General features: G+C 67.7%; 38 protein-coding genes. 5 read left to right on the forward strand and 33 right to left on the reverse strand.

Annotated features, from left to right (window positions below; genetic code table 11):
* Positions 1–18: 18 nt before the first annotated feature.
* The 33 genes from GA0070620_RS16950 to GA0070620_RS17095 all read right to left on the reverse strand — a co-directional run bounded on the left by GA0070620_RS16950 (position 19) and on the right by GA0070620_RS17095 (position 16,471).
* Positions 19–549 carry a WhiB family transcriptional regulator gene (locus GA0070620_RS16950; protein WP_091592064.1) on the reverse strand — a complete coding sequence of 177 codons (531 nt, stop codon included), beginning with the start codon at positions 547–549 and terminating at the stop codon, positions 19–21.
* A 42-nt stretch (positions 550–591) separates the two neighbouring features.
* Entirely contained in the window at positions 592–1,320 is a 729-nt protein-coding gene (locus GA0070620_RS16955) for a DUF2786 domain-containing protein (RefSeq protein WP_091592066.1), read from the reverse strand.
* Positions 1,321–1,419: 99 nt separating this feature from the next.
* Positions 1,420–1,749 (reverse strand): hypothetical protein, encoded by a 330-nt coding sequence (locus GA0070620_RS16960; RefSeq protein ID WP_091592067.1) that lies wholly within the window; start codon positions 1,747–1,749, stop codon positions 1,420–1,422.
* A 124-nt stretch (positions 1,750–1,873) separates the two neighbouring features.
* Positions 1,874–2,335 (reverse strand): hypothetical protein, encoded by a 462-nt coding sequence (locus GA0070620_RS16965; protein ID WP_157741641.1) that lies wholly within the window; start codon positions 2,333–2,335, stop codon positions 1,874–1,876.
* Complete coding sequence (locus tag GA0070620_RS16970; protein WP_091592072.1) at positions 2,332–2,565, reverse strand: hypothetical protein; 234 nt, start codon at positions 2,563–2,565, stop codon at positions 2,332–2,334. Before GA0070620_RS16970 ends, GA0070620_RS16965 begins: the two co-directional genes overlap by 4 nt.
* Positions 2,566–2,577: 12 nt before the next feature.
* A complete protein-coding gene (locus GA0070620_RS16975) occupies positions 2,578–3,519 on the reverse strand; it encodes a phosphatase domain-containing protein (RefSeq protein ID WP_091592073.1) in 942 nt (313 codons plus the stop codon).
* The gene (locus GA0070620_RS16980; protein ID WP_197677461.1) at positions 3,516–4,790 is read right to left on the reverse strand and encodes an RNA ligase family protein; all 1,275 of its coding nucleotides are present in this window, start codon (positions 4,788–4,790) and stop codon (positions 3,516–3,518) included. The genes GA0070620_RS16975 and GA0070620_RS16980 overlap by 4 nt, the downstream gene beginning before the upstream one ends.
* Positions 4,790–5,356, reverse strand: a complete 567-nt coding sequence (locus tag GA0070620_RS16985) for a hypothetical protein (RefSeq protein ID WP_091592078.1) — start codon at positions 5,354–5,356, stop codon at positions 4,790–4,792. Before GA0070620_RS16985 ends, GA0070620_RS16980 begins: the two co-directional genes overlap by 1 nt.
* Positions 5,353–5,523, reverse strand: a complete 171-nt coding sequence (locus GA0070620_RS32715; RefSeq protein WP_157741642.1) for a hypothetical protein — start codon at positions 5,521–5,523, stop codon at positions 5,353–5,355. The genes GA0070620_RS16985 and GA0070620_RS32715 overlap by 4 nt, the downstream gene beginning before the upstream one ends.
* Before the next feature lie 2 nt (positions 5,524–5,525).
* Positions 5,526–5,675: a hypothetical protein gene (locus GA0070620_RS32720; protein ID WP_157741643.1), complete on the reverse strand. Its 150-nt coding sequence runs from the start codon at positions 5,673–5,675 to the stop codon at positions 5,526–5,528.
* 2 nt (positions 5,676–5,677) lie between these two features.
* On the reverse strand, positions 5,678–5,902 hold the full coding sequence (locus GA0070620_RS16990; protein ID WP_091592080.1) for a hypothetical protein: 225 nt from the start codon (positions 5,900–5,902) through the stop codon (positions 5,678–5,680).
* Positions 5,899–6,087 (reverse strand): hypothetical protein, encoded by a 189-nt coding sequence (locus GA0070620_RS16995; RefSeq protein ID WP_091592081.1) that lies wholly within the window; start codon positions 6,085–6,087, stop codon positions 5,899–5,901. Before GA0070620_RS16995 ends, GA0070620_RS16990 begins: the two co-directional genes overlap by 4 nt.
* Positions 6,084–6,506 carry a hypothetical protein gene (locus GA0070620_RS17000; RefSeq protein WP_091592083.1) on the reverse strand — a complete coding sequence of 141 codons (423 nt, stop codon included), beginning with the start codon at positions 6,504–6,506 and terminating at the stop codon, positions 6,084–6,086. The genes GA0070620_RS16995 and GA0070620_RS17000 overlap by 4 nt, the downstream gene beginning before the upstream one ends.
* Positions 6,507–6,549: 43 nt before the next feature.
* Positions 6,550–7,128, reverse strand: a complete 579-nt coding sequence (locus tag GA0070620_RS32725) for a DUF2637 domain-containing protein (RefSeq protein ID WP_157741644.1) — start codon at positions 7,126–7,128, stop codon at positions 6,550–6,552.
* A complete protein-coding gene (locus GA0070620_RS32730) occupies positions 7,125–7,709 on the reverse strand; it encodes a hypothetical protein (RefSeq protein WP_157741645.1) in 585 nt (194 codons plus the stop codon). The genes GA0070620_RS32725 and GA0070620_RS32730 overlap by 4 nt, the downstream gene beginning before the upstream one ends.
* A 47-nt stretch (positions 7,710–7,756) precedes the next feature.
* A complete protein-coding gene (locus GA0070620_RS17010; RefSeq protein WP_091592087.1) occupies positions 7,757–8,377 on the reverse strand; it encodes a hypothetical protein in 621 nt (206 codons plus the stop codon).
* Between the two features lie 92 nt (positions 8,378–8,469).
* A complete protein-coding gene (locus GA0070620_RS17015; RefSeq protein WP_091592089.1) occupies positions 8,470–8,775 on the reverse strand; it encodes a hypothetical protein in 306 nt (101 codons plus the stop codon).
* A 2-nt stretch (positions 8,776–8,777) separates the two neighbouring features.
* Positions 8,778–9,131, reverse strand: a complete 354-nt coding sequence (locus tag GA0070620_RS17020; protein ID WP_091592091.1) for a hypothetical protein — start codon at positions 9,129–9,131, stop codon at positions 8,778–8,780.
* A 2-nt stretch (positions 9,132–9,133) separates the two neighbouring features.
* A complete protein-coding gene (locus tag GA0070620_RS17025) occupies positions 9,134–9,415 on the reverse strand; it encodes a hypothetical protein (protein ID WP_157741646.1) in 282 nt (93 codons plus the stop codon).
* 11 nt (positions 9,416–9,426) lie between these two features.
* Positions 9,427–10,035, reverse strand: coding sequence for a hypothetical protein (locus tag GA0070620_RS17030; protein WP_091592094.1), 609 nt, complete (start codon positions 10,033–10,035; stop codon positions 9,427–9,429).
* Between the two features lie 12 nt (positions 10,036–10,047).
* Positions 10,048–10,512: a hypothetical protein gene (locus GA0070620_RS17035; protein ID WP_091592097.1), complete on the reverse strand. Its 465-nt coding sequence runs from the start codon at positions 10,510–10,512 to the stop codon at positions 10,048–10,050.
* A 55-nt stretch (positions 10,513–10,567) separates the two neighbouring features.
* Positions 10,568–11,050, reverse strand: coding sequence for a hypothetical protein (locus GA0070620_RS17040; RefSeq protein ID WP_091592099.1), 483 nt, complete (start codon positions 11,048–11,050; stop codon positions 10,568–10,570).
* 44 nt (positions 11,051–11,094) lie between these two features.
* On the reverse strand, positions 11,095–11,340 hold the full coding sequence (locus tag GA0070620_RS17045; RefSeq protein ID WP_091592101.1) for a hypothetical protein: 246 nt from the start codon (positions 11,338–11,340) through the stop codon (positions 11,095–11,097).
* A gap of 13 nt (positions 11,341–11,353) precedes the next feature.
* On the reverse strand, positions 11,354–11,626 hold the full coding sequence (locus tag GA0070620_RS17050) for a hypothetical protein (protein ID WP_091592103.1): 273 nt from the start codon (positions 11,624–11,626) through the stop codon (positions 11,354–11,356).
* Complete coding sequence (gene ku / locus GA0070620_RS17055; protein WP_091592105.1) at positions 11,623–12,468, reverse strand: non-homologous end joining protein Ku; 846 nt, start codon at positions 12,466–12,468, stop codon at positions 11,623–11,625. The genes GA0070620_RS17050 and ku overlap by 4 nt, the downstream gene beginning before the upstream one ends.
* Entirely contained in the window at positions 12,465–12,641 is a 177-nt protein-coding gene (locus GA0070620_RS32735) for a hypothetical protein (protein ID WP_172836449.1), read from the reverse strand. Before GA0070620_RS32735 ends, ku begins: the two co-directional genes overlap by 4 nt.
* On the reverse strand, positions 12,638–13,027 hold the full coding sequence (locus GA0070620_RS17060; RefSeq protein WP_157741648.1) for a hypothetical protein: 390 nt from the start codon (positions 13,025–13,027) through the stop codon (positions 12,638–12,640). Before GA0070620_RS17060 ends, GA0070620_RS32735 begins: the two co-directional genes overlap by 4 nt.
* 2 nt (positions 13,028–13,029) lie before the next feature.
* Positions 13,030–13,443 carry a hypothetical protein gene (locus GA0070620_RS17065; protein ID WP_091592109.1) on the reverse strand — a complete coding sequence of 138 codons (414 nt, stop codon included), beginning with the start codon at positions 13,441–13,443 and terminating at the stop codon, positions 13,030–13,032.
* A gap of 47 nt (positions 13,444–13,490) precedes the next feature.
* Positions 13,491–13,871: a hypothetical protein gene (locus GA0070620_RS17070; RefSeq protein WP_157741649.1), complete on the reverse strand. Its 381-nt coding sequence runs from the start codon at positions 13,869–13,871 to the stop codon at positions 13,491–13,493.
* A gap of 21 nt (positions 13,872–13,892) precedes the next feature.
* The gene (locus tag GA0070620_RS17075) at positions 13,893–14,207 is read right to left on the reverse strand and encodes a hypothetical protein (RefSeq protein ID WP_091592113.1); all 315 of its coding nucleotides are present in this window, start codon (positions 14,205–14,207) and stop codon (positions 13,893–13,895) included.
* Positions 14,208–14,363: 156 nt separating this feature from the next.
* Positions 14,364–14,549, reverse strand: a complete 186-nt coding sequence (locus tag GA0070620_RS17080; protein WP_091592115.1) for a hypothetical protein — start codon at positions 14,547–14,549, stop codon at positions 14,364–14,366.
* Between the two features lie 120 nt (positions 14,550–14,669).
* Positions 14,670–14,888: a hypothetical protein gene (locus GA0070620_RS17085; protein ID WP_091592117.1), complete on the reverse strand. Its 219-nt coding sequence runs from the start codon at positions 14,886–14,888 to the stop codon at positions 14,670–14,672.
* A 785-nt stretch (positions 14,889–15,673) separates the two neighbouring features.
* Complete coding sequence (locus GA0070620_RS17095; RefSeq protein ID WP_157741650.1) at positions 15,674–16,471, reverse strand: hypothetical protein; 798 nt, start codon at positions 16,469–16,471, stop codon at positions 15,674–15,676.
* A gap of 732 nt (positions 16,472–17,203) precedes the next feature.
* Between GA0070620_RS17095 and GA0070620_RS32740 the strand changes: the two genes are divergently transcribed.
* The 5 genes from GA0070620_RS32740 (at position 17,204) to GA0070620_RS17115 (ending at position 18,988) form a co-directional block, all read left to right on the forward strand.
* Positions 17,204–17,407, forward strand: a complete 204-nt coding sequence (locus tag GA0070620_RS32740; RefSeq protein WP_157741651.1) for a hypothetical protein — start codon at positions 17,204–17,206, stop codon at positions 17,405–17,407.
* A 252-nt stretch (positions 17,408–17,659) separates the two neighbouring features.
* Positions 17,660–17,944 carry an HNH endonuclease gene (locus GA0070620_RS34240; protein ID WP_091592123.1) on the forward strand — a complete coding sequence of 95 codons (285 nt, stop codon included), beginning with the start codon at positions 17,660–17,662 and terminating at the stop codon, positions 17,942–17,944.
* Between the two features lie 141 nt (positions 17,945–18,085).
* A complete protein-coding gene (locus tag GA0070620_RS17105) occupies positions 18,086–18,316 on the forward strand; it encodes a hypothetical protein (RefSeq protein ID WP_157741652.1) in 231 nt (76 codons plus the stop codon).
* Positions 18,317–18,356: 40 nt separating this feature from the next.
* Positions 18,357–18,554 (forward strand): hypothetical protein, encoded by a 198-nt coding sequence (locus GA0070620_RS17110; RefSeq protein WP_091592127.1) that lies wholly within the window; start codon positions 18,357–18,359, stop codon positions 18,552–18,554.
* Positions 18,554–18,988: a phage terminase small subunit gene (locus GA0070620_RS17115; RefSeq protein ID WP_091592129.1), complete on the forward strand. Its 435-nt coding sequence runs from the start codon at positions 18,554–18,556 to the stop codon at positions 18,986–18,988. The genes GA0070620_RS17110 and GA0070620_RS17115 overlap by 1 nt, the downstream gene beginning before the upstream one ends.
* The last annotated feature ends 3 nt before the right edge of the window (positions 18,989–18,991 follow it).

Genomic DNA, 18,991 nt, shown 5'->3' on the forward strand with positions numbered 1-18,991 from the left:
GGTGTTCCTCCTCAGCAATTACGCGGCGATGTTGTCGTACTTGGCGCTCATGTAGCGCTGGATGGTGCGTCTGGTGGCGCCCAGCTCCTCGGCGATCTCGTCCATATCGGCGCCGGCAGCGCGCATCTGCCGGGCAATGGTCGCGAGCTGTCGGGAGCGGACCTGCTGAATGGTGGGGCCGTCGCTCTCGGCGTCCACCGGCTTGTTGAGCGCGACGCCGGCTTGCGCCGCCACGATCCGCAGATAGGCTCGATGCTCCCGTTTGCGGATGATGCTGCGTTCGCGCTCTCGTTCGATCCGGGCCGTCTCCCTCGCGGCTTCAGCCCGGACTTCAGGATCGGGATGGTTCTCAACCAGCCAGGCGCGGCGCTCGTCGGGCGTCTCGCCTCCCCATACGCCGTACACGTGGCCCTCGGCGCGGGCCAGGTCTCGGCAGGGGAACATGACGGGACAGTCGAGGCAGAGGTCTACCGCCTCGTCGACTTTCTGAGCGGCGAAGAAGATCTCCGCGTTGGCTGGATTGCACTGCGTGCCGGTGGCGCTTATCAACGTTCGTCCCTTGCTAGTTGCGGTGCTTGCGGTGCGTTCTGGTCAGCGTCCGATGGCGGCGCCGGGCGCCTGGCCGAGTCGGCTGCCGCCGAGGTCGGCGCGCTGGCCGGCGGCCTGTCCGTCCCGGTAGCCGCTGCCCTTGACCGTCACCGACTTCGACCTCTTGAGGTCGGTGAACGCCTCCTCTACTCGGCGGTCCACGAGCGTCTTGCGGTCGGCCAGCACCAGGGCGGTCGACGGGCCGTCACCGCGCTCGTCGGCCTCCCGCGCGGCTCGGCTCTCGGCGGCTACCAGCCGGGCCTTCACGGTGTTGATGAAGCCCCACATCCACGCCTTGCGGTAGCTGACCGTGCTCTCCCACGGCGGGGGCTGGATGGTGGCGAGGCTGTGCGACGCCTGCACCAGCAGGCTCGTAAACAGCAGTTCGACGCGCTCCAGGTCGGAGGGGAAGCCAAACATGCTCACCTTGTAGCCGTCGCTGCGGCGTCCGTTGTTGTGGCGAACGGTGTGTACGTTCAGCGGCTCGCCGATGTTGTAGAGCAGCGCCGACTTCTCCCAGGCGTACGGCCCGGGTACGTGGATCTTGCGGCGGTCGACGTCCTCCTTGGTCGCGGGAGCCTTGGCCGCGTCGAGCAGCGCCTTGTCGATGCCGTACTTGGCGATCAGGTCGGCGGCCCGCTGGTTGAACGCCTCGGCCTCGGCCGGCGTGCAGGCGGGGTCCTCGGCCTGGGCCAGCAGCTTGCGGATCTTGTCGAGCATTCCGTCGCTCACGGTTCTCCTCGGTGTTGTGGTTGGTCAGTTGGTCCTGCCGTGCAGCAGGTGGCGGGGGCCGGGCCGGAGCCCGGCCTCCACCGTCAGCGCACGGACGGACTACTTAGCAAGTGCGGGCCGGGTGGCCGGCGTGCAGGGGATCGCGGCGACCCCCGAGGGCAGGGTGGTGAAGTTCTCGTTGCCGGCCTCCCAGATGCCCCGGCTGGTGACGAACACCATGTAGCAGGAGCCGTCCTTGCCGACGTACTTGGTCACCGCGACGTTGCGGAACCCGTCGGGCATCCGAAGGACCTGGGTCTCGGCGCCGTTGACGATGTTGTCGGGCGTCGGCTCGGGCGCGTCCTGCTTGACCTCCTGGCCCATGCAGCCGGCGAGCGCGGCGACGGTGAGGACGGCGGCGGCAGCCGCGGTGATCTTCTTGGCGGACATCAGAACTCCTTGCGGTCGATGTTGCGGCGGAGGTAGCTGGTGGACAGGTAGTGGCCGGCGACGGCGAGCGCGAGCAGCGCGGCGACGACCAGGGCGAGCGCGAGCAGTTCGTTCACTGAGCCCCCTAGCCGACGATGTAGCGGGCGATCGTGACGCCGGAGTCGCCCGTGAGGTCGGGCTCGTGGTCGTCGTCGTACTGCTTGTGGTAGCGCAGCACGAGCCCGGAGGAGAACGAGTCGGACAGGTAGGCGTGCCATCCCTGCATCCACTCCGGCAGGCCCACCCTCCGGGTGATGCCCCAGTCGGCGTTGAAGTCGCTCAGCGGGTAGAGGCTGCCGTTGTAGCGCACGTAGTCGGCGTCCAGGACGCGCCCGAACTCCTCCTCGTTGGCGCATTCGCTGGTCAGCTCGCCGATCTCATCCGGCGTCAACTCGAAGGCCGCCAGGACGTCGACCGTCTCCTGGTTGACGATCCACACGAGCTGGCTGCCGTGGCTGTACGCCGCGAGCACCTTGCGGGCCTCGTCCAGCTCGACGGTGGTCTCCACGACCAGGGTGTCTCCGGCCAGGGTTGCTGCAACGCTCACTTGAACCTCGCCTTCGCGATCTTGCTGGACTCGAACGTCTCGACGATGTGCCCGACCAGGCGCCACAGGGCGCGCAGCTCGGCGGCGGGGTCGGTGGCGCCGCTGTTCGCGGCGTCCAGGGCGTTGCTCATCAGGTCGTAGAACTCGGCGACCCGGTCCTCGTTGACCAGGAACACGCGGATCAGGTCGGTCGGCTCGGGGGCCGCCGGCTCCTCGGTGGTGAGGCTCATCTGTGTCTCCTCTCAGAAGTCGCCCGGGGCGACCTGGAACACGGTCAGCCCGAGGGATCGCCACATGTCGACGACCTGCTGCCGGTCGTCGAAGACTCCGGCCACCCGGTACTCGTGGCGGATGTGCTTGTCGAACAGCTCCCGCTTGACGACGGCGTCCTTGCGGGTGTCGCCGGCCGCCCGCATGTGCAGCGCCGCGTACGGCAGGCCCACGTTCTCCATCAGCCACTTCTCGGTGGCCTCCCGGCAGCCGTCGGTGCGGCCGGAGCAGAAGACGATGTCGTGCCCGGTGAGGAACATGGCTCGCACGGCGGCGATCACCGGGGCGTTCGGCCGGTCCTCATGCACCCGCGACTCGTCGAACGGCGACCGCGCCACCATCAGCGCCACCGTGCCGTCGATGTCGACGATGACCGCCCTCCGCTTGCCGGCCGGCGGCTCGTACGGCACGACGTCGTCCGGGCTGTCGGGCGCCTCGTCGGGCACCGGCAGCGGATACGGTCGGCCGCGCAGGAACCGTCGCTCCATGTCGCGGATGACGTCGTCGCCGACCGGCTTCTCGCGCTCCCGGTCCCGCGCGATGCACGCCACGAGGGGCACGTCGGTCAGGTCCCACACCTCGAAGTCCGCGCCGGCCAGCACCGCGAGCCGGCGCAGGTCCCGGATGGTGCGGGTGGGCAGGTTGGTGTCGTCGTTGATGACGTCGATGCCCAGTCGCAGCAGGGCGGCGATGCTGGCGTCGCGGGCGGCGATGATGGCCTTCTCGGTGCCGGCCGACTCGCGGCCCTGCTTGATGTAGACGCCGTTGTGGACCATCTTCCGCAGGTCGTCGCGGTTGACCCGCGCCCGGCGCACCGGATCGACGGCCACCCACTCCTCGGCCTTGGTGGTCTTGCCGGAGCCGGGCAGGCCCCGGGTGGCGATCAGCCGAGCCTTCTTAGCAAGTGCGGTCATACCAGAGCCTCCTCGGCCTCCGTGTCGGTGACGCCCTGGTCGAGCATCTTGGTCTCGTGCTGGAGGAACAGCGGGCTCTTGGCCTTCACGACGAGCGGCGTGATGCCCTCGACCCGCAGGCAGACACCCTCGTCGACCATCGAGCCGTCGGTGGGCACCAGCCAGGGGAAGGTGTCGGACAGCCGCTTGTCGAGGTAGTAGGTCACCAGGTCCTCGCGGACGGCGTAGGCGCTGGTCACCTCGGGCACCGTGTTGAGCCCGACGGACTGGCAGAACTCCTTGACCGCCGGCCAGCTCAGGTCGACCGCCAGGCCGTCCTCGTTGATCGTGGTGACCCGGTAGATGTAGAGCTGGTAGCCACCCACGGGGATGCGGTAGGTGTAGCCCTTCTGGATGGGCTTGTCGGTGTCGGGCACCCAGCCGATGACCTCGCCGTAGACGATGAACCCCTTCGGCAGCAGGCCCTTGAGCTGGGAGCCGATCTGCGAGTACAGGTCGGCGCCGTAGAAGTCGTGGCCCGACGGGTTGTCGGGGTCCTTGACCACGTTGCGGCTGCCGTAGACGTAGGCCCACTCGGTCTCGGGCACCTTCACCCCGAGCAGCTTGGCGACCTTGTCCCGCCACGTGAGCTTGCGCTTCACCAACGTGTGACCGATCCGGATGGAGGTCCCGTGCAACTTCTGCGTGATCACGACGTGGCGGTCACCCGCGATGGCGTCGGCCACCCGGAAGTAGTTCGCCGTGTCGAAGTGCTTCGGGAACAGCTTCTCGTCGACCCGCGGCTCGCGCTTCTTCGGCTGGTTCGACGGGCCGCGCTCCTTCGGCGGCCGGGCCACGTACTTGCGGCAGATCTCGACGCCGTCGAGCTGGTCGAAGGTGTCGCCCTCCTGGAGCTGGTCCCACTCGGAGTAGAACCCGGAGAGGCTGGACAGCGGCATGAACAGGGCGTCCGAGCGGTGGCCGCGGAAGCGCAGGGCCTTGACCCGGCGGTTGTCCTCCAGGTAGCCCTTCTTGCTCGGGTCCTCGTTCAGGTTCTCGTGCCGGTGCAGGTTGTTCGCGCTGGCGTACCCCAGGCTGAGCTGCGTCTCGGCCGTGAACACCATGCCCAGGTCACCGACCTGCACGTCCTTGGACACGATCGCCTGGTAGCCGAGCAGCGGCACGCCCACGACGTTGTCGCAGTTGGCGAGCTGGTTGATGTGCCGCACCCGCACGACGGTGGCGGCGTAGTTGACGTTCTCCGGGGCCTGCAACTTCACGGTCTCTCCCATCAGAGCTTCGCGTACTCGAACGCTTCGGTGGCGGCTTCGACGGCGTGCTCGTAGCCGATGTAGCCGCCGCAGGAGTCCTCGGACTCCCAGGTCGTGCGGGTCTCGGAAGGCTTGTCCTTCTGGACCCATTCGGTCAGGCGCTCGACGACGTAGCCGTAGACCTCGCCGTTCTCCCAGGCGTGGATCTCGGCGATCCCACCGTCGAGCTGCCTCTTTAGCAAGTCGGGGTCGGTGTTACCCGCGTCCTCCGGCAGCAGGTAGAACAGCCGGCGCCCGACGATGTCGCTGACGCCGCCCTGCATCTGCACCCACCGACGGATCACCTTCGTCGCCCAGCCCTCGGGGTCTTCGCGCCACTGGCTGCGGCGCAACATCCACGCCCAGTCGTCGAACAGCGGACCACCGACCTCCCGGGCGTCCCGGCGGTCGCGGCCGTAGCTGTACGGATCGAACGTCCTCAGCTCGTGCGGCAGGCCGTCCTGGTAGGCGCGGATGTCGCCGAAGAACTCGTCGTACTCCAGGCGGACCCGCAGGTCGCCCTCCTCCAGCAGCGCGTCGGTGCTCACTCGTCCTCCTCGTCCTCGTCGCGGTAGTCGTCCTCGTCGTAGTAGTAGTCGTCCTCGTCGCAGTAGTCCTCCGGGGCGTAGGGCTCGTCGTAGCCGGAGTAGGTGTCCCACCCCAGGGGCTCGCCGGCCTCGTTGTGGTAGACGGTCGCGGTCGCTCCAGGGAACATGCTCAGTTCTCCTCGTCCTCGTCCTCGTGCGGGCACTCGAAGTTGCAGTAGCCCTGCTGTTCGGTGTCGCAGTAGAAGCCCCACACGCCCCTCATGCGGGTGGAGTGGGGCACGCAGCCGCACGGCAACGGCTCCGGGATGCGCTCCGGCACGGTCAGCACTCCTCGATTTCGATGTCCTCGCGGGTGAGCCCGTCGAACGCTTGGTCGCTGTACTCGGCCAGCGCGTCGGCCAGGCCCTCGTCGGAGTCCCACTCCGCCCGCTCCAGGTCCTCCTCGACGTCCTCGACGCTGCACCCCAGCAGCTCGGCCAGGTCCTCGGCGGTCAGCTCGATCTCGTGGTCGCTGACCTCCCGCCAGCGCACCTTGTAGTTCGTCACGGCTTCACACTCCCGATGTAGGACCCGGCCACCGCCGGGCTCGTGCTTCGCAGGTACGTCAGGGCCGCCGTCGTCTCCTCGTCGGCCCGGCCAACCGCCTCCACCATCCCGAGCTTCCAGGCGAACACCAGCCGGGCGGACGACTCGTCGACCATGCTCTGCATCTCGCGCTCCAGCGGGCTCACCCGTTCACCACCCGTCCGAACAGGGCGCACTCCAGGACGGCGAGCGCGTCGACCACGTCGATGTCGCCCTCGTCGCCGTTGGTGCGGCTGGCGGTGAGGATGCGCTTGCGGTGCCTCTGCGACATGTAGAGGCGCTGCCCGGTCGCCGAGTTGTGCAGCACTTCGCCGTCGTTGGGGAACTCGGGGTCGACCTTCAGCTCCGCGCGGTCGATTACCCCGAGGCCCTTGGCGAACGTGTCCAGGTCGACCCGGTAGGTGTCGCCGGGCTCGTCCTCGTCCTCGATGACGGCGTACAGGGTCTCCCCTTCACCCGCGTACTCGTGGACGTAGAACCAGCCGTAGCCGTAGTTCTCGATGGCCGTGGTCATCAGGTTGTCCAGGAACTTCACGCGCTCCCGGCTGCGTTCCTTCACGCTCACTCTTGGCTCCTTAGCAAGATGGGTTTCAGTTAGACGGCCACCGCTACGCGGCGACGTCCTCGGTCTTGGTCGCCTCGATCTCCTCGATCGGGGTCACCTTGGTCCGGCCACGCGGCCCGGTGGCTCGCGGTCGAGCCGGCTTGATCGCCGACACGACGACCTCCTGCCCGCCCTCGGGGGCCGGGGCCTTCTCCGCCGGCTTCGCGGCCTTGGCCGGCTCCTTCGCCTTGCGGGCCGGCGTGCGCCGCATCCGGATACGCGAGGCGACCGCCTCCGCGCCGAGGTAGATCACGACACACCACACGTGGGCGATGCGCTGGATCAGGTTGTCCCCGGCGTAGCAGTTGGCCACGATGCTCACCGCGCACGCGACGCTGAGCACGCCCCACGCGAGCCGGCGCGTCTTCTGGTCGACGCCCGGGGTGTTGATGACCAGCGACGACATGATCACGGCCAGGTCCACCGTGAGCGGGATCGCGTTGGCCGACAGCTCGTCGGCCTCGTGGTCGAGCAGCAGGTCCCGCTGCGTGAAGTAGGAGACCACGGCAGCCACGGTCGCGATCCCGGCCAGCGCCGCCCGGCTGATCTTCAGCGTGCGGTCGTCGGTCTTGTCCGTGCTCACGCCGCCAGCGCCTCCCGCTTCGCGAACACGCAGTCGACCTGCTCGCGGTGGTGCCGGCCCTCGCACTCGATGTCGCCCAGGCGACGCTCCGGGTTGATGGACTTGGCGCGCAGCTCGGCCTCCAGCTCGTCGATCTGCGCGGCGAACAGGTTCTCGTAGTGGACCCGCTGCCCGGCCTGCTCGGCGGTGTGCGGGTGCGTCGGGAACGCCTTCGCCCACAGGCGGAAGTACAGGCCGGCGGCGGCGCCGTGCATCGGCGTGCGCTGGCTCACCTCGGCACAGATGACCGCCAGCTCCGCCCCCGTCGCCGGCCGGGTGTCCGCGCCCGAGACGATCCGCTCCAGCAGCTCCCGCAGGTGGGACAGGTAGACGAACTGCGTGTAGATACCCTCCCCGACTTCGCTGGGCCTGAGCAGCGAGAAGGAGTGGAACAGCACGTCGCGGTGGGCGGGGTGGCGCTTGGACATGCGGCGGATCTCGTCCTCGGCCATGCCCATTCGCTCGAAGGCGCCGCCAAGCTCCTCCGGGATAGTGCCGAGGAGTCGCGCGAGGCCGGGGTTGTTGTTCCAGTTGTTCTGCATGGGTGATCCCCTCAGGTTGATGGACTACTTAGCAAGTGCGGGTAGGTTCAGGCGGGGATCTGGCCGAGCGCGGCCAGGACGTCGCGCATCTGGTCGATGGTGCCGTTGGTCTCGATGCGGACCGTGCCGCCCGTGCGGACCTCGACGCGGGTGCTGCCGAGCCCCCGGTGGAAGCGGCTGACCGTCACGCTGTCGTTGACGTTGCCGTGCCGACGCGGCTCGGGGACGGGCACGCGCAGCAGCTCCGCGGCGACCTGGACGGCCTCGTCCCGGTCCGCCTGGCCCTGTCGGGAGTCCGCGGCCCGCTTGCGCGCCTCCGCCAGGATCGCCCGGTAGCGGGGCAGCAGCCGGCGGATGATCTCCCGCGAGATGACCCGGGCGCCCCGGGAGAGAGCCACGGAGATGTCCGGGGTCCGCAGGCCGTAGGTGTCCGCGCCGGCCTCGTGGATCTCGTGCGGCAACCAGCCGTCGATCACCACGCGCTCGGGCCGACTGGAGTCGACGTAGAGCGCCAGCCGCTCCCCGTCCGGCCCCTCCAGCTTGACGCCGTCGGAGCGCACCGCACCCGAGACCCGTTTCCAGCCCTCCCCCAGCTCGCGTGCCACCGCGTCGGCCATCAGCGGCAGCTCGGCGCGGGCCTTCTCGGCGAGGTCGTAGTTGGTCGTCATGGTCGTTCCTTCCGGTTGGTCGGTCGTGTGTAGGTGACGACTAGTGCCGTCGCCCGACGTTCGGACGGTGAGCCCGAACGCCGGAGGTCGCACTAGGCGCCGAACGTGCTCTCGACGTAGGCGAGCGCCTTCTCGCCATCGAAGCTGTCGATGAAGTCCTCGTCGGTCCGCAGGAAGGCGTGCTTGTCGCCGGACCCGTCGGGCTCACCCGGCTCGTCGTCCTCGGCATGCACCCCGAGCCAGATGGCGGCAGCGTCCGCGTGCCCGGCGCGGTACAGCACCTCGGCGATCACGTCGGCCTCGGAGCAGGTGAAATGCACACCCGTCTCGGCCGTGTAGCTGCTCAGCATCTCCGCCATCTTGTCCAGCGACTCCATGAGTCGGGTGTCGATGCTCATCCTCAAACCTTCCTTAGCAAGTCGTGATCCGCGAGAAGCGCCTCGTACGGCAGGCTGGAGTCCTCGGTGATGGTGAGGCCGAGCCACTGGGTCGGCATGTCGTCGCGCCAACCCGGCGCCCACGCGTCGAGCCGCGCGTCCAGGGAGTCCGACCACTCCGCCACCAGCTCGTCGATGCGGGCGCGCATCGCCAGCATGTCGGCCGCGATCTCCTGGTGGTCGACGTTGAGCGGGTCGAGGGAGTGCTCGATGATGATCCGCGCGATCCGCGGGTCCTCGGCGACCTCCTCGGCCGGCGACCAGTCGAGCGTCGCGCCCTCGGGCTCCGGCTCACGGTTGCGGCTCCAGAAAGCCATGCTCAGTCCTCCTTCGGGGGGTAGACCGCCAGGAACCAGCCCGTGCCGGCCTCCAGGAACAGGTCGCGGGGCACGTCGACCGTCTTGCGGAAGACCTCCTCGGTGAAGTGGAAGGGCCAGTCGTACTGGCCCTCGTAGGCGATGGAGTACGCGCCCTCGCGCAGCTCCTCGTGGGTGTGGTCGGCGACGACCAGGTCCTCGGTGCGGACCTCCAGGTAGCGGGCGACCTCGCGGACGACCTGCGCGACGTCGTCCGGCAGCTCCGTGATCAACAGGCTAGCCACTCGAATCCTCCTTAGCAAGAGCCTGCGAAGAAGACGGTCACGGGCGTGTTGCGGTCGAAGAAGCGGTAGTCCGGCAGCTCCTTGCGCGCCGGGTCGGTCAGCTTCGCGTGGACGCTGTGCGGGCTGTGACTGAGCCAGCCCACCATCAGCGGCAGGTCCTCCACGCCCTCGGCGACCAGGAGCTTGTCCCCCTCCTCCATGTCCCCGGCGGTGATCTCGTGGGACACGGCCACCGTGAGGGTCGCGGGCACCTCCGCCAACTTCTCGGCGATCACCCGGTGCGAGTCGTGGCCACCGCCCCCGCAGATGTCGCACGACATGTGAGTGAAGCCGCCGGAGTGGTGCCCGTACTCGTGCGTGTGCCCGAACGCCGCGTCCTCGTCGTCGGGGTCGTCACACCCCTCGTACACGCACATCCAGCGGTGCTCGGAGTCGCAGTCCTCGCCCCCGCAGTCCACCCACAGGTTGTACTCCTGCCACTTGACGGCCAGGGCCTCCGCCGACCGGGCGTCCGACACGTCGTTGATCTCGCCGCCGCCGCCCACCGCGTACTCACAGGTGCCGCAGACGTTGAGGATGACCCAGTTGTCGATGTTGATGTCGATGGTCGTGATGCTCATCTGTTTCTCCGTTCAGAGGTTGTTGTAGCGGACGGCCATCAGGTCCCCGTAGGTCGCGTCCGGGTACTCCCGCAGGTGGTCGCGCATGGCCCGGAGGTCGGGGAGGGTGTTGGAACCGGAGAACAGGGCGTCCGCCTGGTCCTCGTCGAGCCCGAGGCGTTCACGGGCGAACCTGGCGACGGTGACGCCGTCCTCGTCGAGCCGCCCCGTCTCCGGGTCGAGATCCCAGTACGGCATCTCCCACTCCTGACAGGCGGAGTTCCACTGCGGCTTCGGGATCTCGGCTCCGGCCCGCACGGCGGCGAACCCGGCCAGGCACATCGCGGTGCCGCAGGCAGTCGGCTCGTCCATGTCCGCGAACGGGTCGACGACGTCCAGCCACTCGCCCTGGCGGTGCTTGAAGCCGTGCGCCTCGTTGGCGGCGTCCTCGATGGCGGCGTCGAGCAGGTCGAAGTTGATGGTCGTGGTCGTGGTCATTGCGTTCCTCCTGAAGGGGTGGGTGAAGCAGGCTGGATGAAGCGGGATGGATGGCTCAGCAGCAGTCACAGTCGCGGTCTTCGGACAGCGCGATCAGGTCGGTGTAGGTCGCGTTCGGGTGCTCCCGCAGGTGGTCCCGCATCCTCCGCAGGTCGTCCAGGGTGTTGCTGCTGCTGAACAGGGCCTTCGACTGCCACTCCGCCAGCCCCAGGCGCTGCCGAGCGAACTCGCTGACGTGGACGGTCCCGTCCAAGTCCTCGCCATCGGTGACCGTCTGCCCGGTCTCCTCGTCGACCCACCAGCGCGGAATCCACCAGAAGCTCTCGTTCGAGTAGCGGCGCGGCTTGGGCACCGTGGCACCCTCGCGCACGGCGGCGAACCCGGCCAGGCACAGTCCAGTCTCGCACAGCTCCGCGCTGCCCGCCTGGGGGTTCATCACGGTCGCCCACTCGCCCTGGTAGTGCTGGAAGTCGCCGTCCTCGTTCGCGGCGTCCTCGATCGCGGCGTCGAGCAGATCGAAGTTGATGGTCGTGGTCATGGCGCTACCTCTCAATTCGGCGGGTTTCATTTTTGAAACGGTGGTCACGGGTTGCTGGGCAAGGAGATCGTGCGGCCGGTGCCGTCGATGACGAAGCTGGTGCCTCGCCCGTTGCCCCGGTCGGTAGCGCGGAAGTAGCAGGGCTCCCGGGCCTCGGCCGACGAGTCCTCGGTGGCACACGGCTGCATCGGTCGCGGCGGCTGGAGGCCGCGCACACCCCACCCGATGAGCGCACCGAAGAACGCGGCGAGCAGCGCCAGGAGCGACGCGGTGAGCATGGTCTTCTTCACGGTTCCCCCTTGGCTAGAAGGCGCTGTTACGCGCGTCGGCCTGCCGGTCGGCCCACACGTCGACCGAGAACCGCCACGAGTCGATGGCCTCGGCCACGGTCATGTCCTCGTTCATCCGGCCCGCCACCTCGCGCGGCTCGAAGCACTCGGCGATCACGTCCCAACCGCCGTGGTTGTAGTGCTCGTCGGCGTGGTCGTAGACCGCCTTCACCAGGACGACCATGCGCTCGGACATCCCGGCGAAGTGGTCGGTGATGCTCCGCTGGTACACCTCGAACGTGCTCACGCGGTCCTCCGGTTCTGGTTGGCGACCCTCTTGGACCGGGCCGCGGTGATCGGGATCGGCGCAGTCTCACGCCGGGCCTGCGCCGCCTTCACCGACGCCGTCAGCGCGGCGATCAGGTCGACCGCCGGCGCCTCCTCCACCTCCGCCGGCTTCGGCGGCTCGCGACCCTCCAGCTTCGCGTCGATGACCTCCTGGAGCGCCGCCCGGTAGTCGTCGGTGAACGCGTCCGGGTCGAAATCGCCGTCCATCGAGTCGATGAGCGTCCCGGCCATCGCCAGCTCCGCCGGCCGGATCTCCGGGTGCTCGTCGAGGATCTGGAACGCCGGCTGACGCACCTCGTCCGGCCAGACCATCGTGTTGAGCAGCAGCAGTCCGTCCCGGACCCGCAGGGTCGCCAGGTGCTCCCGGTTGCGCAGGGCCACCTTCACGACGGCCACCCGGTCGGAGACCTCCAGGGCGTCGCGCAGCAGCACGTACGCCTTGGCCATCGCCTTCTCCGAGGGCGCCAGAAAGTAGGCCCGGTCGTAGAGGATCGGGTCGATCTGCTCGACCGGGACGAACGCCTGCACGTCGATCACCCGAGACGTAGCCAGCGGCAGTCCCTCGAAGTCCTCGCTGGTGAGGACCATGAGGTCGCCGCCGTCCACGTCGTAGCCCTTGGCCATGTCGACGTAGGCCACCTCGTCGCCGCATTCGGCGCACACCCGCTTGTAGCGGACGCGCCCACCGTCGGCCTCGTGGACCTGGTGGAACCGGATGTCCTTCTCCTCGGTGGCGGAGTAGAGCTTCACCCCGACCGAGACCAGCCCGAACGAGATCGAGCCCTTCCAGATCGCCCTCACTTGCGCGCCTCCGCCCCCTGCTTGGTCACGAACGCGAGCACGTCCTTGAGGAACGCCCCCTGGGCGTGCAGGCCGCACAGGATCACCGGCTCCGGCCGACCGTGGTAGACCTCCAGCCGGTCCTTCGAGTGGTGCGGGACGGCCGTGTAGGCGCAGGGCTCCTTGTCCTTCACAGGAACCTCCACGCGAGGTCCCGCTGCTCCCGGGTGCAGTCACACACCCCCGGGTCGTCGGCGTGCCAGACGTGCTCCGGCCACAGAAAGAACTCCCCGTCGTGCCAGCCGAACAGGTAGCCCTCGGGCGCGGCGTACGCGTTCAGCCACACCTCCGCCTGGTCGGCCAGGCCGCCCTGCTCGCTCAGGGACTCCCAGTCGTCCTCGTCCGCCTCGACACCGTCCAGCTCGGCGATCAGCCGGCCGACGACCTCGTCATCCGCGGGCTCCGGCACCCAGCCGTGACTGGTCGCGATGCTCAGCAGTCGCGCGCTCCCGAAGCGCCCCCAGTGGCCGTCGATCCAGCAGCCGGCCGACGTGGTGGACACGTTAGCAAGTGCGGTCATGGTTACAGCTCCTCGTCGCCCTGGTCGTAGTCGTTGCTGTCGTCACTGAAGTCGTCGCCGTGCTCCTTCAGCCACGCCTCGGCCTCGTCGTACGCCTCACCCCAGGTGGCCCCGTCGTCCTGGTGCTGCTGCACGATCGCGAAGTACTTCGCCGCCCTGTCCGTCAGCCCGAGCGGCACCCGGAGGTCCCAGATCGCGTCGCTGTCGCTGTCGCAGAACTTGATGCCGGCCAGGCTGAGCGCCACGCCCACCAGGCAGCCGGTCTTCGACCGCGGGTCCTCCTCGTCGTACAGGTCGGGTCGCGGGACGTACCAACACCCCTCGCCACCCTGGCCCTTCGGGACGTATCGGAAGTCCCGGCCCTGGGTCTCGACGGCACGCAGCAGCAGCTCGCGCGCCTCCTCGATCTGGATCACTTTCTCTCCCCTGCTCTCGGTTTCAGTTTTGAAATCGCCGGTCGGGCTCACCACTCGACCGTCACCCCGGGAATCCGGAGCATCCCCACGGCCTTCTCCATCACCCGTTGCAGCGCCTCGATCTCAGCGTCGTTGGAGTCCCCCTCGGCGGCGTCCATCGCCGCCTGGACCAACTCCCGCAGCTCGGCCACGTCCTCGTCGCTGTAGCGCGTGAGCGGGTCCAGAACCTCGCTCGGCAACGTGTCCTCGTCGTCGTGGACGAACTTCAGCGCCGAGCCCAGGTTCTCGCCCCAGGAGAACTCGGTGATGGTCACGCCCTCCACCAGCCAGTCCGGGTTGTTCCCCTGGATGTCGCGGACCAGGGCCGCAGCGTCGTCCCGGGTCTCGGCTTCGACGCGCGCCGTGAAGGTCGCGATCCCGTCGAACACGCACTCCATTCCGTCCCCCTCTCAGGCCAGGTAGAACGCGAACATGCGGGCGTGCGACGGGCTGAAGCCCAGGTCCAGCGGGCGCCCCAGCTCGGGCCGGAAGTGGTCGGCCGGGAGTCCGCTGGCCACGGCCACCGCGTCGCGCCACGCCTGCAACGGCGTCTGCTCCGGCGACGACTGCGTGATGCCCCCGTGCGCCAGCAGCGCCCACTTGTCAGCCTCGCTGGCGAGGAAATCCAGCTCGAACGTCCGGGGCACCGGGTAGAGGTACGGGTAGTGGTCGTCGGCGAGGTTGATGAACTCGATCGCCTCGGTCGTCTCGGTCGTGGTGTCCACGTGTTGCCTCCTGTTTCAGTGGTACTTGTCTGCGGATTTCATTTCTGAAACCCGGGCCAGCTTTCTTAGCAAGCCATGGCCGCCACCAGCCCACCCCTCCGGGACTGGTGACGACTAAGGCGCGCCAGAGCAGCGCGCGGCCACCTTAGCAAGTCGCTAGGCGGCCACGCGACCGAGCGGGCAGCCGTAGATGGAGCGGTGCGACACGGCCTGCTCGCCGCACGGGCAGCGCAGCACCTTGCACCCGTAGCCGCAGTCGTCCGTGAGCGCCACCTCGACCATGCTGTGAACGTGCTCCGGGGTCTCGGGCGCGCGGTGCCGACCCACGTAGGCGATCTCCATTGCTCTACCTCTCAGGTTGTTGTTGCATCTCAGACAAGCCAGCTCGGCAAGCCGTGGCCGACACCAGTCCACTCCCGGGCTGGTGCCGACTAAAGCGCGCCGCGCGTGCGTGAATCCTCCTTAACAAGTAGGGGCGAGCGCGAGCGAGACCAGTCGCGACATGCGCTCCGACTGGTTCTGCTCGTACGGCGTGGCGGTGGGGTCAGGCTCCCATCCGAACTCATCCCGGCGTCGGTACTCCTGGTTCAGCGTCTGGGCGGCCAGCACCGCGGCCTCGTACGGGACAGCCAGTGAGCCGGCGATCCGCTGGCCACGGCGCGTGATTTGGTACATGTCCACTGCTCTACCTCCTGGTCGTCTGTGCTGTTCTGCGGACTGGTGCTGGTGGTACGTACCTGCGTCAGGTCATGAGCCCATGCCGCCCGAGTCGGCTACGCAGGCGTGCGCGTCAGGCTCCGACGCACCCGAAACTCAGCGCGTGACTCCGCCACCTCGCCGACCCACGCACGTACTGGTTGCTGTGCGACTCACACGCACACGAGTCAGGCACGCTGGTCTGCCGCTGCGGAGTCACCGGAGCCACGCGACGGCGCGGCGTAGCCGACCGCACCACGGCCCGGTAGGAACTCATGGGGAGGTCGCTCAGCCTGACGTCAGCCAGGGGGTCAGCCTGCGGAGTCACGACGGGACGGATGCGCTCGTGCGTAGGCGCCTTGAAATTGCGCTGCACGCCCCCGGCAGGGGTGGCGCCGTGCTCCGCCATGAGTTGCCGCGTGACGGCCGTCTGAGCTTGCGGCAAGACGTCCGGGTTACGGACCGGCTTCCACGTACGCGTGCCGACCCGACGGACGTATTCGAGACTGGCGAATCCCCGCCGGCCCTCGAATAGCTGCGTGAACATGGCGACCGCCCGCGTACCGTGATCGTTCACGGTGAAACGAACATCCTTGACGAACGACATAACTAGCCTGCTTTCACTTGCGATTTCATTTCTGAAATCCGGAGAGTTTCATTTTTGAAACTTGACTGACGGGCGGCGCGAAAGCGCGGGCACCCGGGGCTACCGTGGGCACGCCGGAAGCCCGGCAGGCTGGATGCCTGCCGGGCTGGCCGGTCGGGGTTGGCTACGCCTGCCCGCCCCGGTTGTTGGTGTCCGTGCCGCCCGGCAGAGCCTTCCGTGCGGTGACCATGAGCAGGGTGAGTCGCGTGATGAACTCCTCGGACCGCGCGTCATCCTTCTTCAGCGCTTTAGCCAACTCCGCTTCGACCTTCTTGAGGATGTCCACCCCGGACGGGCCGACCTTCTCCGCGTCGCCGTTGCCGTCGGTCGCCGTGTCGTCGGTCGCATCTTCACTCTCGTTGCGGAGCGTGGAAACCTGGCCGGTGGAGATTCCGAGGACGATAGCGACGTCCGTACCGTTCACCTTTCCACCGTTGCGCGTCGGGTCGACGAGAGTCTTGACCAGCGTCCGCGCGTCGTTGTGGGTGAGGACCTTTCCGACACGCTGCGCGCCGATCTCCGCGCTGAGTACCGCGCGGAAGTCCCGCGCGGGGATACCGGCGCAGAGCTGGAGAACGTCGGCCAGCAGCAGGGTGGAGTTTTCGCGGATCGTTCCGACGTACCCCTTGATCCGCGCGACGATCGCGGCGCGCGCCGGGTTGCCCTGGTTCGGGTCGACCGGGGTGACCGGGGTGACCGGGGTGACCGGGGTGGCCTTCCGCGTGCGGGTCGCGCGGGGGGCGGCGGTGGGCTTGTTCGTGGCCATTGCAGATCCCTTCATTTCAGTTTTGAAACCGGACATACCGGACGTTCCGGACATGCCCGCCACCGGCCCGTTACCGGTGGCACGCGCGACCGGACGGCCGGACGCGCGCACGGAGCTAGCCGTGCCGTCCCGGTGGTCTCGATCGCGGTAAGTCATGCGATGAGCCTATCGTGGTTTTCCTCCATAGCAAGTAGCTAGTGGCATGGCTCACAGCATTAGCGTTGGCCACTTTGCTAGCCCGTTGACCAGCGGATATTCAAGATCACGTGATGGTTGAGTCGAAGATCATGATGCAGGCATCGACACATCGGTATGCGAGTTCACTATGTGGCGGAGAACTGACCACACTACGGGACTCTTGACCTAGCAATCAACGCTGTGACCAGGCGATATGTACCACGGTCTATCGTTGAACGCTCAACTAACTAGCAGGCGGATCTACTGGCCGAACGGCCGATGGCACACCGCCTGACCTGGGAAGATAGGCACATCTCTATGTGCGGTAGGGTATTGACAAGTGGTGAGTGAGCACACTCATCTATGCCTACACGATACCCATCTATGTCCTGTGCTTTGCTGGCCATGTTTGCCCAGGTCAGGGGTGTGCAGTGTCGATGATCCTCGATGGAGTGAGATATTACACAACGCTTGACAATGGGGGGTATGACCCCCTGTCGATGCGTCCAGGCCGTGCGACTGTACCCGCCTCTCGCTACGCGCAGGTTTCCAAGTCGATCTGAGGCCCGTTTGAGGCCCCTGGGAGGCTCGTGGAGCGCCGAACCGGGCTTGCTAAGGGTGAATACATGGCTGGCGGCTCCTGGAGGCTCCTGGAGGCTCTGAGATCGTTTCGGTCGTTGTCGATGCGGCTGCGCCAGGTACGGTCAGCCGGTGACACGCTATCGGAAGTCCCGCGCCGGCTGGGCGGAGATCCCCGAGGTGTGCCCCGCCGGCCACCGCGACCCCGACGGCAACCCGCTCACGACTCCGGCGTGGGGCGCCTGCCCGCGCTGCGGTGCGATGGGTCGCCAGTGGCGCTGCCAGGAGCCCAACTGCGGCCGGCGCGTGCAGCACGAGCACGCCTGCTCCAGCTAAGTTCCTGTTAGGTTGCTCACAATCGCTTGCGAACTCGCTAGTTTGCATCCTCTTACAAGTAGAGGGGTTAGAGAGGGGTTACTGAGTAACCCAGTTACTGAGTAACCGCGTTGGCTAGTAGGTAGTTCATAGTTGTGCTCCGGGTTAGCGATAGATCCTGAACATCTATCACTGAAACGCTACCGGAGTTTGCCTTCTCCTGAAAGCTACAGAGCTTACGCCCCCTAAAGGGGCGTAGAGAGAGAGCCTGTAGTGAGTTGGAGCAATTCAGTTAGAAGATCTGAGTTACCGAGTAACTGGGACCAGATCCGGAAAGAAGTTCTCGAAGACGAGGACTACTCCTGCCGCCGGTGTGGCGCTTACGCCAACCAGGTCGACCACATCGGGGATCGGTTCGATCATTCCCGAGACAACCTCCAGGCGCTTTGCGCCAGGTGCCACGGCAAGAAGACGGCGCGGGAGGGGAAGATGGCTCGCTACCGGCTGGCGCCGATCCGCGGCAAGCGATTCGAGCCGCACCCTGGAATGAAACCGTAGGCGAGCTGCCCCGTCGCTACCCGGCGCGGTTCGCCGAGCTGGCGCTGCACGCCCATCTCACGGAGCTGTGCGCCCGGCCGGGGCGCTCCTGGCGTTCCTCTCCGCCGGAGAGCGCCCCCACGACTTTCGGGAGGCCCTGTGATGGATGCGCTGAAGCGCCTTCTGCCGCTACGAGCGGTCCTGAAGGTTGGCCCGCTGCATTTCGAGGCCGCCCTGTTCGACATGGACGACGAGACCGAGGACGAGATGGTCTCGAACACGACTACGCAGATCGGATTCGCCTTGCCGGAGAGGGTCGACGAGGTGAATCCGTCGCTCGACCCCCTGGAGGACGACGATGCCACCCCGGAAGACCGCCGCAAGCGCCCGTAAGCCGGCCGCGACCAGCTCTCCGCTTGCCTCCGGTGCCGCTGTGCGGCTCGCGGACGGCGGCGAGGCCGTGCTCGTGGGCCACGAGGGCGGTTTCGCGCTGCTGCGGGTCGGTACGACCCACCGAAGCCCGGTCCGGGCGCCCCTGGAGGGCCTGGAGCCGGTCGACGAGGGCTCCGAGACGGAGCGCCACGCCAAGTTCCGCGCCGACGCTCTGCGCCGGGGCGAGATCGGCTCGTAGTGGGCAGCCGCGGACCTGTTCCGAACCGTTCCGACGACCTGAGTCGTGACCGGGACGCGAATCGGGGCGACAGGGCGCCCATCACGAAGGGCAAGAGCCGGCCGGCGACCGTTCCGGACCCCGATGAGGGCTGGCACCCGATCGCCCGGCTGCTCTGGAACGCCACTTTGGAGTCTGGGCAGGCGGACTTCTACGAGAGCAGCGACTACGCGTTCTTGTACTCGATCTGCGACGACGTTTCGTACTACAAGCGGCAAGGCAAGCGCTCCGGTCAGATGCTCGCGAGCATTTACAGCGCGATGGAGAACCTTCTGGTCACCGAGGGCGCGCGGCGCCGCGTCCGGGTCGAGCTGCAAGACGAAGAAGAGGCCGAGGACGACGCCGTCGTGACCCAGATGGACGACTACAAGCGCTCACTCGGGCTCGTGGTTTAGCGC

It is taken from the genome of Micromonospora krabiensis (assembly GCF_900091425.1).
Taxonomy (GTDB): domain Bacteria; phylum Actinomycetota; class Actinomycetes; order Mycobacteriales; family Micromonosporaceae; genus Micromonospora; species Micromonospora krabiensis.

Bases quoted from the DNA above. Each gene is read 5' to 3' on its own strand.
- GA0070620_RS16980 (WP_197677461.1), bottom strand. From the start codon at position 4,790: ATGGGAGAGACCGTGAAGTTGCAGGCCCCGGAGAACGTCAACTACGCC.
- GA0070620_RS17010 (WP_091592087.1), bottom strand. From the start codon at position 8,377: ATGACGACCAACTACGACCTCGCCGAGAAGGCCCGCGCCGAGCTGCCG.
- GA0070620_RS32730 (WP_157741645.1), bottom strand. From the start codon at position 7,709: ATGCAGAACAACTGGAACAACAACCCCGGCCTCGCGCGACTCCTCGGC.
- GA0070620_RS17060 (WP_157741648.1), bottom strand. From the start codon at position 13,027: ATGACCGCACTTGCTAACGTGTCCACCACGTCGGCCGGCTGCTGGATC.
- GA0070620_RS17080 (WP_091592115.1), bottom strand. From the start codon at position 14,549: ATGGAGATCGCCTACGTGGGTCGGCACCGCGCGCCCGAGACCCCGGAG.
- GA0070620_RS17015 (WP_091592089.1), bottom strand. From the start codon at position 8,775: ATGAGCATCGACACCCGACTCATGGAGTCGCTGGACAAGATGGCGGAG.
- GA0070620_RS16970 (WP_091592072.1), bottom strand. From the start codon at position 2,565: ATGAGCCTCACCACCGAGGAGCCGGCGGCCCCCGAGCCGACCGACCTG.
- GA0070620_RS17035 (WP_091592097.1), bottom strand. From the start codon at position 10,512: ATGACCACGACCACGACCATCAACTTCGACCTGCTCGACGCCGCCATC.
- GA0070620_RS16975 (WP_091592073.1), bottom strand. From the start codon at position 3,519: ATGACCGCACTTGCTAAGAAGGCTCGGCTGATCGCCACCCGGGGCCTG.
- GA0070620_RS17105 (WP_157741652.1), top strand. From the start codon at position 18,086: ATGGATGCGCTGAAGCGCCTTCTGCCGCTACGAGCGGTCCTGAAGGTT.
- GA0070620_RS17020 (WP_091592091.1), bottom strand. From the start codon at position 9,131: ATGGCTTTCTGGAGCCGCAACCGTGAGCCGGAGCCCGAGGGCGCGACG.
- GA0070620_RS17095 (WP_157741650.1), bottom strand. From the start codon at position 16,471: ATGACTTACCGCGATCGAGACCACCGGGACGGCACGGCTAGCTCCGTG.
- GA0070620_RS17040 (WP_091592099.1), bottom strand. From the start codon at position 11,050: ATGACCACGACCATCAACTTCGATCTGCTCGACGCCGCGATCGAGGAC.
- GA0070620_RS32715 (WP_157741642.1), bottom strand. From the start codon at position 5,523: ATGTTCCCTGGAGCGACCGCGACCGTCTACCACAACGAGGCCGGCGAG.
- GA0070620_RS17030 (WP_091592094.1), bottom strand. From the start codon at position 10,035: ATGAGCATCACGACCATCGACATCAACATCGACAACTGGGTCATCCTC.
- GA0070620_RS16960 (WP_091592067.1), bottom strand. From the start codon at position 1,749: ATGTCCGCCAAGAAGATCACCGCGGCTGCCGCCGCCGTCCTCACCGTC.